Raw genomic sequence first — 15,366 nt, 5'->3', positions numbered from 1 at the left:
GCTAGGACTTCTTCTCCTTTTAACAGCGTCAATTTTCTATCTGCTATATAAATCAATAAGTTACGAATACAGATATTTAGCCATCATTAAATATGTCCGTAAATTTGACTAATTGATTGACAGCCCTCCAATCTGCGGCTGATATATCCCTGTCGCACCGCTCGCGAGGGGACCGAAACGCCCTCCTCCTCCCCCGCTGCGATCACCCAAATCATCGCCACTGCACGCCATCGACGGTTATTGCTGCTTGGCTGGGCGGTAGCGTTTATTCGCCTGGCGGCCTGCTCGCACGCTGACGCTTATCACACGTACAAATGCTCCCGAGGGGCTGCACATGATGTCGACTTCCCCCGTCTACGTTGAAAAACCTTCTTTACTTTCATTCGATAAATCCACGGCGATCGCGCTGGTCGCGATCAGCCTGATGCTGGTCGAGACCTTCAACGGGGCTCTGCGTTTCTATCTGGATCAGGCAGGGATCTCCGTATTGCTCTACGCCCCGAAGGTCGCCTGCCTGCTGTTCTTCGCACTGGAGCTGCGCAGCTTCAAAGCCGGGCCGGGCGTCTGGTTGAGCCTGCTGGTGCTGTTGCTGTCAGCGGGATGGGCAGCGTTGAATGGCGCTCAGGCCGGGAATTTCGCATTTGCGCTGTACGGGATCAGCCCGCTGCTCTTCGGGATCGCCTGCGGTGACCAGATCATTCGCCACAAGCGCCTGTTCATGTGGGCGATTGCCTTCTGTCTGCTGGCTTCGCTGGGCGGCATTGCCCTCGACCGGTACGTCAATCTGCCGTGGAAGGGCTACAGCTACACCGTCGGCGGCACCGAGCTAAGCGCCAATACCGCATGGACCTCCGAAGACATGGACCGCCCGGCCGGATTTGCGCGAATCTCCAGCTCACTGGCCATCATCATCTCGATTCTCAGTCTGTACCTGATGGCGACCCTGCGCTCGAAGTTGCTGGGGCTGGTGGTCTGCGTGATCGGTCTGGCCGGGGTGATATTGACCACCAGCAAGGCGCCAGCATTAGCGTTCATCGGCGGAACGGGTCTGCTGGTGATGTTGCGGTTTCGCTGGACAGTACGGGCGACCATCGTTGTTGCGGTTGTACTCGGCATGTCACTGCCCTTCGTGGCAATGATGACCGACTTCGATGCCAACAAGATCTCGGCCACCAGTTCGCTAGCGTCCATCTACGACCGGCTGATCAACACCTGGCCCAACGTCATTCGGACGCTGATGGAGGAGGACCGAACGCTCACGGGTGTGGGCTTCGGGCTGGTTGGCAGTGCCGTCGCCGCTTTCCCAGTTGTCGGCGCCGACATCTTCATGGTGTCCGACAGCACCGTGGTGTACCTGTGGGCGACGTTTGGCCTGGTCGGACTGTTTCTCTACGCCCTGCACATCCCGTTGTTTTTCATCCTGGCCGACAGTGTCAGCCGTTATGGCAAGGCGTTGCTGGTGACGAGTTTTTGTATCTGCATTGTCAGCTGGACGACCGATACGCTGGAAGTTACCCTCGCGAATATGTTTCTGGGCATGGCAATCGGCCATGCACTGGCCATGAAATCGCGGGGCAGACTGCGGGCCCCAAAGCCCCATGAGTTGCCCACGTGGAACGGCCTCCCGGGCCTGAGTTGACCGAGGCAATCCCATGAGCTTTCGCAGCATCGGCCTGAGCGGCCTGGCACTGATGGCCGCCCTGTGCGCGGCCAATGTCGCCCTGGCCGAGCCGTTTATCGTCGGCGTCGCTACCCATTCAATGAATAACACCGGGCAACCGCTGCGCAGCCTTCAGATGGCAAGCGTGGCGGGCGTCACGTCCATTCGCGATGACGCCTTCTGGTCTACGGCCGAACCTGTGCGCGGCCAGATGCAGATCATTGCGCCTTGGCGCGCATGGCTGAGCACTGCCAAGGGACTGAATCTCACACCGATGGTCATTCTCGGCTACGGCAGCTCATATCAAGGGGGCGCAAAGCCGCGCATACCTGCGGTCAAGATTCCGTACCTGAAATACGTGGACTACCTCACCCGCCAGTTGGGCAGTCCGGTCAGGTTCTATGAGGTCTGGAACGAGTGGGACCTTGACGGCCCGACCGATCCGCGCCTGAGCAATGACTACGTCACGCTGGTCCGTGACGCGGCACCAATCGTTCGCAAGAACAATCCCCAGGCGCTGGTACTCGCTGGCGCCGTAACGACCATGGGCATCAAGAGTGGCTTCGTCGACCGTATCCTGGCTGCAGGGGTGATGAAGTACGCCGATGGCATCTCCCTGCACCCATACGTGCACTGCGAAGGCAGCTACCGCAACACGCCGGAAAGCTGGATCGGCTGGATGCGTGACTTGGACCGTCGAATCAGCACCAAGGTTGGGAGGCCGGTGCCGCTGTATCTGACCGAGATGAGCTGGCCTAGCCACAATGGCAACTGCGGCGTCAGCGCCGAGCGCCAGTCTGCGTACCTGGCGCGCGCGTACTTCCTCATCCGCACCGTGCCGAATGTCAAAGGCATGTGGTGGTATGACCTGATCAACGATGGCACCAACCGCAACGAGCAGGAGCACAACTTTGGCCTGCTTGAGGCCGATCTCCGTGCGAAACCGGCTTATTCCGTACTGAAGGCCATCAGCCCTTATCTGCCTCAGTTCACCTACGAGCCGGCAAACAGCCTGCAGTCCGACGGCGTCTTCCAATTGGCATTCAGCAATGGCCGCGAGCGCATTTTGGTGGCGTGGGTCAGCGGTCGCGAGCACGAAGTCACCATCAGCGCCCCCGCCATGAAAAACAAGCCGGTGCGCATCCTCGACACGCAGACACCGGACAAGGGCATGACCGACTCCCCGCAGCAGTGGGTGTGCGACGCCCAGCGCTGCTCGGCCCGGCTGACGCTGACGGAGTTTCCGAAAATCATTCGCCTAAGCCCTGACGCCTGAGCCGCGACGCCTTAAGACCGCACCTGTTCCAACCCGCCTGACCTGTCAGCGCGGGTTTTTTTATGTGCGGTAGATTCAGATAGTGGCAATACGACATTTTCTGGACATGTCTTACTGCTACCTTACGGCTTGGGGCAGACACGCTGCCGGAGGAACGTATGGGGCTTCGGGGAAGATTCATCGTTGGCAGTCTGCTCGGGCTGCTCATGCTGCCAGCCGTGGCTGAGCCGTACGTCGCGGGCGGAGCTCAGTGGAAGCCGTATGCCTACGAGGACAAGGACGGCCATCTGGCGGGGATCTCCATCGACATCGCGCGACGCGTGACGAAGCTGGCCAACCTGGACGTTACCTTCGTCAGCTACCCGGTCAATCGCCTGCAGTCGATGCTGCGCAAGGGCGAGATCGATATCAATTACGCCGACGCACTGATCTGGAACAGCCCCGAGGAGCAACGTCGATACGTGTTCTCCAAGCCCTATTCCACGGTTAGAGAGCACCTGTACTTTCTGGCCGACCACCCTGCCCGCAGCCAGACCATCGCCCAACTGGAACACCTGACCATCGGCATGGTTCGGGGCTACAACTACCGGGCACTCGACCCGGCCATCGAGCAGCGCCGCCTGACCCGACTGGAAACCTCGAAGGACGAAGCGCTGATCAAGCTGCTCCAGAGCAAACGCGTCGACGCCATCGCCATGGTCGACGACATCTTTGATGAGCTGATTTCAAGCAATGACCTCGATCCCGGCCAGTTCGCCCAGGGCGCACGACTCAGCGAAGCGCCGCTGGTATTTAAGCTCCAGCCGCAATACGCCTCGTGGTTGCCGCGGATCAATAGCGCGATCGACAGCCTGAGCAAGACGGGGGAGCTGGAGCGCATTCGACGCAAGTATTTGCCGGGGATGCAGGGGGCGAAGTGAAAGCAGCCCGATCGATGAGCCAGCCATTTTGTAACCTTGGAATAGTAGACAGCGCGCATCCCAGATCTGGAAAGTACAATGCCGACCTCAAAAAAAACCCCACCGTGAGGTGGGGTTCTTGTTACTTCGTCTGTCCTCGGGGGGAGGTGCATGCACCCGCGTGTCCCGTGGCTAGTGAAAAAACTATATGGACATAGGTTTATCAAGTCAATGCAAAAAGCCTGCGCTGTCTCGACCGCCCTCTCATCGGCTCGGATGGCAACGTATCGAAGTGCGGCTGCGGCTGCCGGGTTCGGGGGTGAAGAGGCTTTGGCACTTTACGCCTGGAATGCTCGCGTATCGGGCGCACTGCTTACACCCCTGCATATATGTGAAGTCGTTGTTCGCAACGCCGTTGCTGACGCATTAGAACTAATTCACGGACCCTCCTGGCCATGGAGTTCTGGCTTCGAACGCAGCCTTCCTCGGTGCGCAGGCCCCGGCTATAACCCGCTAACAGACCTGCAGCGCCTTAAGTCGAAGCGCAGCACTGCAGGCCAGATTGTCGCCGAACTAAAATTCGTATTCTGGGAGAAAATGTTTACCAGCCGACATGACGATCGAATCTGGAACTCGTGTCTTATCCAAGTCTTTCCCAACCTGGAGCCCGCCAATACGACCTCAGAAAACCGCAAGAAGATATTTGAAAACCTGAACAACGTGCGACTGCTCAGAAATCGCATTGCCCACCACGAACCTATTTTCAGTCGAGATCTCCAAGCCGACTTCTGCATCATCATCGGACTGGTAGAAGCTCGGTGCAGAGCATCCGCCTCGTGGATGCTGAAGCAGCAGCATGCTCTAGAGGTCATCGCCACCAAACCTTTCTAGGCGTCTCTCATGCGCGAATGCGGTAGAGCGCTGAAGATAGCCTCTAAACCGTCGATTTGACCTCAACATTCAACCCCAACATCTCGCGGGCGATTCGGTCGGCGTCGACGAAGGCACGGGAATAGCTGCCCGAAGACGGGATGTAGTGGTTGTAATAAGTGGAGCCTTCAACATGAGGGCCGGTTATCCACAGATTCGGTTGTGCTTTGCCTTCACTGTCGACGAGCACGCCCTCTCCATCTTCGGTCAGGCTGTGGATAATTCCAATGCTCTTTAACGAGCGAATGATCTTTGGCAGCGACGATTTGTCACAGGCGGTGCTAACGTGGGCCCTAATAATACAATGCAAGGGCACCGACAGATTGCCCGCGAGAACCACCTTGGGCCCTACCCCGTCTGCACTGTGGATAACTTGAGAATGCCGCACCCAGTGGACAACTCCCGCGTCGGCCAAGGCCAGCAGCTCCTGATGACGTTCCTTCTGCGGCCCGGCCACCATTCGATTGACGTGGGGTGCGTACTCTCCAAAGAAGACAATTTTTGAAGCCGCTTTAAGTCCTCGGTTATCCACAACCCGACGCAGCTGCTCACGGCAACTTCTCCACACTTCGATCGCGGCTTTGATGGGGCTTGCATCAAGTCCTGAACAGCTCTGCCCGATATCGCGCTCGATAAAAGCGCGCATGGCCTGGGGATAATCCGCAGATTCAATGGTCGACACGCGTGGGTTATACACAGCCTCGTCCAGCGGAGGCGCATCAAAACGGGATGCCATTTCTGCCGACACGGCTTCAAGCCGGCCTGAGTGATACGCGCGCGCAACTTCCGCTTTGATCCTCACTGCCGATTCGCCTTTTTGGGAAGCGATCATCCCGAAGTATTCCGCGAGCATTTCAGCTTTTATCAACGGCAGGACCTGCAGCTCGAAATCCAATCCGGCAGGGTTTTCCGTTCGCAGATTAGCGATAGCCGACAATGTAAAAATCAGCGCCGCATTCGAGGTCCGATGAGGCACGATGTCCGGCCGTGTGCGGTACGGCAGACCGCTGCGCGAGAACATGTAGATTCGCGGCTCCCGTCCACTGGGCTCGTAATGCAAGCCTTCCGCTCCTTCTCGAAATTGCCCCCCGCGACCAACCGTCAGATCGGCAACGACGTCCATGGCGGCCAGGCCTAATCCCTCGATGCCAACCGCTTCTGTGGATAACTTGAAACCGCGCGAATCAAGGTGTGCGTCTTTTGCGAACGCTCCGGGCAGTTCCTTATCATCTTGCTGCAACCGCCGCGCATGACCCACTGTGATTGCCAGCCAATCCACAGAACACTTGACCTCGGCTGTGGACAGAACAAATTGGCCCATGTCGGTGTGCTCAATGTTATCCACAGCGTGTGGATGATGAATGACGCGCACGTTCCCCGGCAGACTGCGAATGACCTCCTCGTAAGTCCACGCCAGATACTCTCCTAGCCAGCGGCGCGGCAGGAACTCATTGGGCTGTACGCTGCGTTCTTCAGGTTTATGACGCAGGCACCATTCGTAAAAATTCGGCCCTTGTCGTCCCGTATGCCCATTGAGGGCCGCCGTGTCTGGAAACATCGAAATCTGCGAGGCAACGGTGTTGAGCATCAGGTATTCAGGCTGGTCGACGGCATGCAAACCTGGCCCCGGAGGCTGGGGATCAAATACGTTTACCTCGATGCGCCGAGCCGTGTTAATCGCCAGCGCACAGATACGCTCCAGCACTGTCAGCCCGCGTGAGCCACAACCGACGATGCCGATCCTGACGACGGGTTTGTCCAAGGTTGGGGATAACTTTTCGCCGGCCAGCGCTGCGCTCAGTTCCATCTCAGGGTTTCTCCGAAGAACGAGTCAATGGCGATGCCACGGGATTCTGCCAGTGCGGTGTCGACGATGAATTTGCTTAGGGCCAGGTCCAACACGCCCAGGCCGAATGGCGAGAAGATCGAGGGCTTCGCAGGATCAAGCTCGACCTCGCCACGGATGAGGCCGGCCAGCGTGCCGTTCATAAAAGCGCGACTGCCGGTCAATTGCTCGGCCAGATGCGGCGATGTGTTGGCCTTCATGCAGTGCTCGATGTCGTCGCACAGGTTGTTGGCCTCCAGCAGCAACTGCGGCGCGATATCCCGCAACGAAATGTTCAGCACGACCTGCCCGGCGCGAAACGTCGTGGGTGGTTTGACGTACGGCTCGCCGGCCGTGGTGGCGAAGATCACCAGATCTGCCGCCAGCGCTTGCTCCAATGACCCAGTCCGGGCTGTGCATAAGTCGTTACGTTCGATAAAGCCAGTCAGAGCGTCCGCCGATGCCGCATCGAAATCATGCACAACGGCGTGACCGATGCCCCACCCTTCGACGCTGAGCATGCCCGCGATGTTGCGGGCAATGACCCCTGCGCCGATAAATCCTACCGACGCAGCCTTACGTGACTGACCATTGAGCCAGTAAGCGCCTGACACCGCCGAGGCGGCCGTTCGCACCGCGCTGATCTGCGCGCCTTCCAGGCAGGCATAGGGATAGCCGGTTTCGCGGTCGTTGAGGATGACCACGGCCGACGCCCTCGGCTTCTGCTGCGCGACATTGCCGGGAAAGCTGGAGATCCACTTGATTCCCGCCACGGCGTCCTCTCCGTCCAGCGCCGCCGGCAGGGCGATGATCCGGTTGGCAGGCTGTTGAGGGAAACGCAGAAAGTAGCTGTCCGGGTTGAGCGTCTGGCCGTTGTGGTGCTGCAGATACACCTGCTCGATGCGCCGCACCATGTCGTGGGCGTGGCTGTCGAGGATGTCTTTGATGACTGCGCCGGGGATCACGTGAAAGTCAGACATTCAGCGCTTCTCCCTCGAACGTGTGGACGTACTGCTTCAGATACCGGGTGATCGGTTGCGAGCTGAGCGCAGTCAGCTCGGCGCGGCCGAACTTCTGCATGACCCACTCATCGTTGTAGATGGTTTCCAGGTAACGCTCGCCGGCGTCCGGGGAGATCGCCACGACAACGGCGTCTTTGGGAATCCCCAGCGAGGGCGAGGCCAACCCGGCCACCACGGTCCCGGTGGAGCCGCCGGCCAGGACGCCATTGGATTTCGCCAGCCAGCGACACATGGCCACCGTGGCGCGCTCATCCACCACTTGCTGCTTGTGCAAGTGATGGGCGCGGAATATCGGCGGCATCTGGCTGGAGCCAAGTCCCGGAATGAAGCGCGGGCCGGGTGCCTGACCGAAAGTCACCGAACCCGCGCTGTCTACCGCGATGATCTTGGTGCGCGGCGAATGCTTGCGGAAGTACTGCACGCAGCCCATCAAGGTGCCGGTGGTGCCGGCGCCGACGACCAGGTAGTCCAGCGCCGGAAACGCAATATGAATCGAACGCGCCGTGGTGTGTTCATGGGTACGCGCGTTGGCCGGGTTGCTGTACTGGTTGAGCCACAGATGACGGGGATCGCGGGCCACGGCATCACGGATGTAACGAATGCGCGTGCCCAGATAACCGTCGTTATCATCGCGCTCGGTGACGATGACGATCTGTGCGCCAAAGGCTTCCATCATCTTGATGTTGTGCAGGTTGGTGTTGGGGTCGACGACGCAGCAGAACTTGTAACCGCGCTCGGCGCAGATCATCGCCAACGCCACGCCGAGGTTCCCGGACGAGGACTCGATCAGCACGGTGTCCTTGTGGATAAGTCGGCGTTCGGCATAGGAGTCGATCAAGCCTATGGCGGTCTTCATCTTGATCGAGCCCGCAGGGTTGCATGACTCAAGCTTCAAATGCAGGTTTTCAAAACCCAGGCCTTTTACCCTAACGAAGTTCGAATCGCCGACGATGTGGGAGATAAAATTCATGGCCGTGCCTCGACGCGTGCGGGCCGGGTGTAGCTCGGCATGGTCACCACCGGCGCGCGCTGCCGGGGCTGGGTCGCCAGCAACGCATCGGTCAGGTGCTGCGCACGTAGGGCGACCATGGAAAACGACTGAGCGTCGCTGATGCCATGGGTCTTTTCCGACGTGCCGTTCGCTAAAATCTGCACGCCCTCGCTGTGCTGCAGGGCGACGCGGTAATGCCGGTCGACCGCAAGGGTGCCGTCCTCGTCGCGAACCAGCCAGGGTTGCAGCAGGGTCAGCAGAGGCGGCACTGCGAGCTGCTCATACCCCGTACCCAAGACAATCCCGTCGACATACAGCACGGTTTCAACACCGGTATTGCTGTCACGCAGCACCACCGAATAGGCATCGCCCACTTGTTCCACCGAGGCCACTTCGGACCAGGCATGCAGGTTCAGACGTCGGTGGCCGGTGACCTCGCCTTCGTACAGGAAGGAGTAAAGCGCCTGACTCTCGTCGACGTCGATGCCTGCGTAATTGGTCGACCGGATCTCTTCGAATACCCGATTGCGTCTGCCGGGCTCAAGGTCGTGGAAATAGTCGATGTGCTCCGGCAAGAAGGCCATATTGGGAAACTGCCCGAGCTGTCCCACTTTGAAACCCACGCCGCGGTGCACCGAATGCACTTGCGTGGTGGGCGCTGCACCGAGCAGGTGGGTGACCGCCTCCCCCGCGCTTTGACCCGAGCCCAGCACCAGCCAGCGCTGCGCGATAGGACCGCCACCGAGGTGGATGTTTTTCAGATACTGGGATGTGTGGAAGACACGGCCGCCGAGATGCGGGCTGAACGCCTCCGGTATCCGGGGCAGGCTGCCGTGGGAAAGCACAAGCCGTTTGGTGCGATAAGTGCCCTTGGCCGTGACGACATCAACACCCTTCAGGATGCCCTTTTCCGCCACCGGAAATACGTCGAGCACGCCTTCGTCGTAGGCCACGTAATCCTTGAGTTGCGCAGCGACCCAGGCGATGTAGTCGGACCATTCCACCCGGCTGGCCGGACGCCCAAGCAGGCCGAACGTGTGCAGACGACCCTTCTCCTTCAGGTACATGGCGAAGGAGAACCGACTGCGCGGATTGCGCGGCGTCACCAGGTCTCGAAACACATGGTGGTTGATGTCGGTGCCCGCCAGCAGAAACGCACCATGCCAGGTCGAATCACGCCCTTTTTCGAAGAACCGCACGCGCTGGAAAGGCTTTTTGCCGTTGTCTTCCGCGTCATCTTCCAGCGCACAGGCCAGTGCGATACCGGCCGGGCCGAACCCGATCGAAACGACGTCAAGCGTTTCACGCACACCTTCGATTTCATACTGAGTCATGGTCATTCTTCCTGAAAGTTGCAAAAGATGTGGCGAGCTTTTGGGCAGGCCCCTTCAACACAGCAGACGTCGCTCGTGGACGTGCTCGTCGGTGTAGACCCACAGCGAAACCCGGGCGTGATCGTTCTCCCCGTCGCTGAAACTGACAGGGCCGGCAGGGGTGGCAAATTGATCGAAGCGCAGCGCATCAAGCAGTCCGCGCTGATCAGCGGCGGCTCGGTCGACCAGAGCAAATGCCGCAAGCGTCTCGACGGCGTAAACCGGCGCCTGTTCGGCGTAGATCTGTTGATAAGTCGCATCGAACGACTGCGCCTCAGCCAGATCTCCCGCGATGGGGAAGCTGATGACATACACCGTGCCGGTTTGCGCCATCCCTTCCACCAGCGCAGGAGATGCGGCGTCGTCGGTGAAGAAGATCGGCAATTCACAGCCAGCAGCGCGGTTATCCACAAGGAACTGGCGGCTGGCTCTCAAACGTCCGCAAAACACCAGAGCGTCGGCGTTATTCACATCGTCTACCAGCTCGACGGTGGATAACTGCGCGGCTGCATGCAGCTCCTGCATCTGCTGGCGCCCGTGCAGGCTCGGGTCAGTGAACAAAGCGAGCCGGCTCAAGCCTTCAGATTCGGCAAACTCGATCAACCGCGTGGCAAGGAGTCGGTCAGACGCACAAATGCGGAACGTGGTTTCTCCAGCGCGGGTCAAGGCTGCGCAGGTAGACGCGGGCAGGATCAGCGGAATCCCCGCCTGTGCATAACTTTCCACTGCTGCTGCAGCGGAGTCCGAAGCGAAGTGACCAATCACAGCATCCACTTTCGCGTCGATGAAATGCCTCGCCGCCGCACGGCCGCCCGCTGCGCTCGCGCCGTCATCAAAGTAGAAATGTCGCGCGCGGCGCACGTGGGGAAACAGATGGCTGGACAGGTACACGCTGCGCAAGAAACCACGCGCGTGCAGTGTGGTGCCGACGTCGAGTGCCGCGCAGATACCCAGGCGCATCATGACAAGGCGACCTCGGCAAACCGCGAAGGGCGGAACGCTTCCATGACCGATCTATAAGCCGCATCCATCGACACGCCGGACATCAATCCGCTCAGCTCGAACGCCAGCAGCTCGGCAACATTGGGTGCCATCTTGAAACCGATGCCACAAAACCCGGTGGCGAGAAACACATGGCTGTTGGCGCTGGAACGGCCGATCAGCGGGCGGCCGTCTTCGGTGTACGCGTCCCAGCCGACCTGTGTGACCACCGGCAAACTGTGGTGCCGGTCGTAGCCCAGACGAGAGACGCGGTCCAGGACGTCCAGCTCGTTATCCAGCGGCGACATGTTCAGTTGGTCCGCATGTTCTGCACGCTGGCGCCGCTGGCCGCCCACTTGGACGAGATTGCGTCCCAGCGGCAGCAGGTAGGTATTCAGATGGTGAGCAATGATCGGCATGCTCGGGGCCTGATCGCAGCCGAAGCGCGTGAATGGAATCGTCCGCGCGTGCACGGCGTTGTGCGGCCGGGGCAACGGGCCACTGGCGCCACAGGCATCGACGACCCAGGTCGCTTCCAGGCACAGCTTGCCAGCATGAACCTGAACATAGCCGTCCAGTTCGACGCAGCGGTCGACAGCCAGGTGATCGAGGTACGTCGCTTTTTCACTGACGTAGCGGCACAGATTCGACACCGTGACGCGGGCATCCACCGTGCCGCCACTGCGTTCGATAAGCAGGCATTCGCCGACACAAAATGACGAGAAACGCCCGTTATCCAAAGCGTCGACGCAAGCGTGCAACTCAATGCTCTCGGACCCTTCGCTGTCCACCGCTTCCAGGTATTGCCCACACACCTCGGCGCTGGCGATGTAAGCGACGCCACTGCGATTCAGTGCGCTCTCGTAGAGGGCGTGGACGATGCCGGGATTTCCGTGAAGTGATACGCGCCGGGTCAACGGACGCAGTGCGGCGTCCAGCTCCAGACCGCGAACAATGCCGCCGGTGTCCCGCGTTGCGCCCTGGGCGCCAGCGATGCCTTTCTCCATCAGCGCGACATCGAGGCCGCTTTCGACCAGCGCCGCTGCAATCGAAGCGCCCATGATGCCGGCTCCGATCACGATCACATCAAATGAAGTTTTCATCGTCGTCGCGCGCCTCTCGGTCAGATTTCGTACTCGACCGCACTGACATACACCAGCTGCTGCAGGACTTCGTTTTCAGTGAAGCGGCAATAGCGCAGGATCTGTTTCGCCAGGTCCGGGAACACCGGCGCGCCGATGGCACCGATCAGCGCCATGTACGGCAGAATCCGCTTGCCGAGGGTCTGACGATCACGGGCGGCGTTGATGATGTCCGACAGCAGCACCGCGAGCCCCTTCATGCTGAAGTGATCCACCGATGTCACTTCGAACCAGCGCGCTACCAAAATCTTGAGGGCCGCCGCGTCCGCCGCACTGACTTTCAGGCTGTCGCCGTCCACCCGCTCGCGCTCGGCCTGGGCGGCCAGCTTGACCAGCACCTCGTTGAAGGTTTGCTCACGCCAGGCGGAGAACTTCTCGACATCGAAGTCATCGGTGTCCTGCTCCGGCGCGATCAGCGCCAGATAGAAGCGCGCGCTGTCGGTACAGGCGTCTGCCACCAAGTCTCGCGCCCAGATCGCATAGTTGCGGCTGGTGGAAAGGTTCTTGCCGTTCAAGGTCAGGAACTGGTTGGTGTAGAAGGTCTGGCGCATGCGATAGCCGTGCATGGTCTGCAGCAGCGAGGGGTAAACCATCATGTGGCTGAAGGCGCAGTCATAACCCAGAAAGTGCACCAGGCGGCCTTTGCCGGAGCGGCAGTATTCGTCGTACTCCCACGGCGCAAGCTTGTGTTCGTTCAGGTATTCGCGAAAGGCCGCCAGGTAACCGGACAGGCCCATGACCCAGGTATGTATGCGCCGGCTGCCATCCGGCTTGAGATCCAGCCCGCCGTCGTGAGGCCGGGTGATGCCCCAGTCCACCGGACCGATTTCGAATTCCTCCTCCAGGAAACGGCGGATGAAAGGCCGCAGCGGCGCATGTTCGAACGTGCTTTTGAGGTGGTTGCGAAAATTCGACAGCGCCAGAAATTCACGCTCAATGGGACGCCAGATCATGGGCGTCGCACATAACTTGCAGCGGAAGTTACTCATCTTCGAGGCATTGGGCGTGTGCGCGCACTCTTCGCACTGGCTGGCATCCGAGTCCGAGCCACAGTGATCGCAGTTACCCCGGCCAAATGCTTCGTAACCCCACTTGTCACAGTGTTCGCAGTACGGTTCCTGGCTGACCTTTTTGTAAATGGCCCCCGCCTTCACCGCGTACTCGTACATCTCCTCGACGGCGTTCTTGAAGTAACTGTTGCGATCCGGGCGCATCCAGAAGTCCACCTGGATGCCCATCTTCTTCAGCGTGTCGTTGATTTTGTCAGTGTTTTCCAGCGCCAGCGCTTGAGGCGCACGGTCCAGTTCGATACCTCGACGCAACATGTAGGACTGATAGTCATCGGAGTATGAAACGAGGGTGCAATCGTGGCCGCGTTGACGTTGGGCACGGGTGTAGATATCTGCCGCGAGAAAAGGCCCCGCCATATGACCAATATGCAAATCACCATTTGGCGTCGGCGGCGTGATCGTGACGAGTAACTTGCCCATCACGACGCCCTCTGATCGGACACGTCATGAATGGTCGCTTTGTGCAGGGCGAACTCATTGGCAGCCATCGCCTGCTGGGCATCTTCATCGAGGAAGCGGTTGGCGGAGTCACGGTCCCACCACACGACGTAGAAGTGGAAGTCTTCGTCGGTGTCGTTGAACACATAGTGATCGGTGTGTTTGGGAATGGCGGCGATGTCACCCATGGTGAACGGGTACGTCTGATCCCCCACAATCAACTGGGCGGTGCCTTTGATGCCGATAAAGAATTCCTGGTCTATCTGCGTATGCGACAAGGATTTGGTGTGCGGGCGCACGACGCACCAGCCACCACCAATGGGCGTCGGATAGCCGTTCCACGGCAGTAACCTCGCGCCATCCAAATCATATTCATGAACCAGTTTGTCCCACGCCATCGGGCGAAAAATATCGAAATCAGTCATGAGGGTTTCCTTCAGCCAGAGCATCCTGCTCGCTGTTTTATCGGCGCCAGACTGAGCTGACGGGCACGTGCCAGTTAAGGGACAAACTGAAGAAAAGCGCGCGACGGGGCAAACTAGAAATCCGCAATCAGCGGTTAAGTTTGACTTAACGGGTCTTGGCTTAATTGTCTTGATAATCAGCGAGTTGACTGGTTTTAAAGGCGTGGGTGTATCACCCGTGGACACTGAAGCAGGACTTAACTGCCTTGATAACTAACCAACGCGGGGGGCGGGTATACGTGAGCGCGAACTATCGCGTGGTGAATTCACGCTGACTGGCGTTGGCCTGGGACAGCAGCCAGTCCCGAAATAGTTTGCTGGATTTGGGAAGAATGGCCGTCTCGTCATACACCAGGTAATAGGCGATGGGCGTGTCGATCGTCGCGCGAAACGGCACGACCAAACGACCAGACGCCAGCTCTTCCCGAATCAGCGAACGGCGCACCAGCGCAATGCCCATTCCCGCCAGCGCTGCCTCGATGACGCCGTTGGAATCCACGAACACCGAACCTTTGTGTACGGCCGCCTCGCCGTCTTCGATACCCACTGCACGGAGCCACAACGCCCAGTCCTCGCGGTGTTCGTCGTGCAAGAGGTTGTAGCTTTTCAGGTCAATGGGCGAGGAAAGATACCGGGAATCCGGCAGCAGAGAGGGGCTGCAGACAGGCTGCAGTCGGTCGTTGATCAGCATCTCCACTTCCAGACCGGGGTAACGCCCGAGGCCGTGGCGCACGGCGAAGTCGACACCGTCGCCGAGCAAATCGACCAGCCGGTTGGTGGTGCTGATCAGCACCTCGATGCCGGGGCAGATGGCCTGGAAATCAGGCAGGCGGGGCAGCAGCCATTGCATCGCAAATCCGCTGGTGCAGCTCACAGTGATTGTATTGGGGCCGTTGTCGCTCATCAGACGCTGGGTGGCGTCGGATATCTGCCCGAGCGCGGGGCGAATGGCCCGCAGGTAGATCTTGCCCTCGGCAGTCAGCTCCAGGCGCTTGGTGTTGCGGATGAACAGCGTGACGCCCACGGCTTTTTCGAGCTTGGCGATCTGTTGGCTAATGGCCGCAGGGGTTACGAACAGCTCACCTGCCGCGCCTTTCATGCTGGCGTGGCGCCCCGTCGCTTCGAAACACAACAGCGCGTGCAGGGGCGGGAATTTCATGCCTGACCTCGGTTAAGAAAATCTAATGTGCTTAAGAAAAGCTCGCTTGAGCACCACCCCAGACACTGCTCAAATCATCACACCCTGACTCGACGAGCGTCAATCAACAACTTTTCGGTCAGCGGATCGGCGATAC

13 protein-coding genes are annotated in these 15,366 nt (G+C 59.4%); 4 read left to right on the top strand and 9 right to left on the bottom strand.

All coding sequences use genetic code 11. The annotated features are described in order from the left end of the window. Positions 1 to 334: 334 nt before the first annotated feature. The 4 genes from IFT47_RS11215 to IFT47_RS11200 all read left to right on the top strand — a co-directional run bounded on the left by IFT47_RS11215 (position 335) and on the right by IFT47_RS11200 (position 4,726). Positions 335 to 1,639: an O-antigen ligase family protein gene (locus tag IFT47_RS11215; protein WP_244656050.1), complete on the top strand. Its 1,305-nt coding sequence runs from the start codon at positions 335 to 337 to the stop codon at positions 1,637 to 1,639. A gap of 13 nt (positions 1,640 to 1,652) precedes the next feature. Next, positions 1,653 to 2,936 carry a hypothetical protein gene (locus IFT47_RS11210; protein WP_192174510.1) on the top strand — a complete coding sequence of 428 codons (1,284 nt, stop codon included), beginning with the start codon at positions 1,653 to 1,655 and terminating at the stop codon, positions 2,934 to 2,936. A gap of 158 nt (positions 2,937 to 3,094) precedes the next feature. Beyond that, a complete protein-coding gene (locus tag IFT47_RS11205; RefSeq protein WP_192174509.1) occupies positions 3,095 to 3,856 on the top strand; it encodes a substrate-binding periplasmic protein in 762 nt (253 codons plus the stop codon). A gap of 210 nt (positions 3,857 to 4,066) precedes the next feature. Then, on the top strand, positions 4,067 to 4,726 hold the full coding sequence (locus IFT47_RS11200; RefSeq protein WP_197984152.1) for a hypothetical protein: 660 nt from the start codon (positions 4,067 to 4,069) through the stop codon (positions 4,724 to 4,726). 43 nt (positions 4,727 to 4,769) lie between these two features. On the opposite strand, the gene IFT47_RS11195 is transcribed toward IFT47_RS11200, so the two are convergent. The 9 genes from IFT47_RS11195 to gcvA all read right to left on the bottom strand — a co-directional run bounded on the left by IFT47_RS11195 (position 4,770) and on the right by gcvA (position 15,230). Beyond that, the gene (locus IFT47_RS11195; protein WP_192174508.1) at positions 4,770 to 6,572 is read right to left on the bottom strand and encodes an FAD/NAD(P)-binding protein; all 1,803 of its coding nucleotides are present in this window, start codon (positions 6,570 to 6,572) and stop codon (positions 4,770 to 4,772) included. After that, the gene (gene sbnB / locus IFT47_RS27960; protein ID WP_342345393.1) at positions 6,563 to 7,570 is read right to left on the bottom strand and encodes a 2,3-diaminopropionate biosynthesis protein SbnB; all 1,008 of its coding nucleotides are present in this window, start codon (positions 7,568 to 7,570) and stop codon (positions 6,563 to 6,565) included. The genes IFT47_RS11195 and sbnB overlap by 10 nt, the downstream gene beginning before the upstream one ends. Then, positions 7,563 to 8,582 (bottom strand): 2,3-diaminopropionate biosynthesis protein SbnA, encoded by a 1,020-nt coding sequence (sbnA, locus tag IFT47_RS27955; protein ID WP_336620209.1) that lies wholly within the window; start codon positions 8,580 to 8,582, stop codon positions 7,563 to 7,565. Before sbnA ends, sbnB begins: the two co-directional genes overlap by 8 nt. Continuing rightward, positions 8,579 to 9,937, bottom strand: a complete 1,359-nt coding sequence (locus IFT47_RS11185) for a SidA/IucD/PvdA family monooxygenase (RefSeq protein ID WP_192174507.1) — start codon at positions 9,935 to 9,937, stop codon at positions 8,579 to 8,581. The genes sbnA and IFT47_RS11185 overlap by 4 nt, the downstream gene beginning before the upstream one ends. A gap of 54 nt (positions 9,938 to 9,991) precedes the next feature. Further along, the gene (locus IFT47_RS11180) at positions 9,992 to 10,939 is read right to left on the bottom strand and encodes an ABC transporter substrate-binding protein (protein ID WP_192174506.1); all 948 of its coding nucleotides are present in this window, start codon (positions 10,937 to 10,939) and stop codon (positions 9,992 to 9,994) included. Further along, positions 10,936 to 12,060: an NAD(P)/FAD-dependent oxidoreductase gene (locus IFT47_RS11175; protein ID WP_192174505.1), complete on the bottom strand. Its 1,125-nt coding sequence runs from the start codon at positions 12,058 to 12,060 to the stop codon at positions 10,936 to 10,938. Before IFT47_RS11175 ends, IFT47_RS11180 begins: the two co-directional genes overlap by 4 nt. A gap of 20 nt (positions 12,061 to 12,080) precedes the next feature. Next, positions 12,081 to 13,589, bottom strand: a complete 1,509-nt coding sequence (locus IFT47_RS11170; protein ID WP_192174504.1) for a methionine--tRNA ligase — start codon at positions 13,587 to 13,589, stop codon at positions 12,081 to 12,083. Next, the gene (locus IFT47_RS11165; RefSeq protein ID WP_192174503.1) at positions 13,589 to 14,032 is read right to left on the bottom strand and encodes a cupin domain-containing protein; all 444 of its coding nucleotides are present in this window, start codon (positions 14,030 to 14,032) and stop codon (positions 13,589 to 13,591) included. Before IFT47_RS11165 ends, IFT47_RS11170 begins: the two co-directional genes overlap by 1 nt. Before the next feature lie 289 nt (positions 14,033 to 14,321). Further along, on the bottom strand, positions 14,322 to 15,230 hold the full coding sequence (gene gcvA / locus IFT47_RS11160; RefSeq protein WP_192174502.1) for a transcriptional regulator GcvA: 909 nt from the start codon (positions 15,228 to 15,230) through the stop codon (positions 14,322 to 14,324). Positions 15,231 to 15,366: the final 136 nt, after the last annotated feature.

The organism is Pseudomonas sp. CFBP 13711 (genome assembly GCF_014842265.1).
Taxonomy (GTDB): Bacteria; Pseudomonadota; Gammaproteobacteria; order Pseudomonadales; family Pseudomonadaceae; genus Aquipseudomonas.
This window is presented reverse-complemented; position numbering and strand designations above follow the sequence as displayed.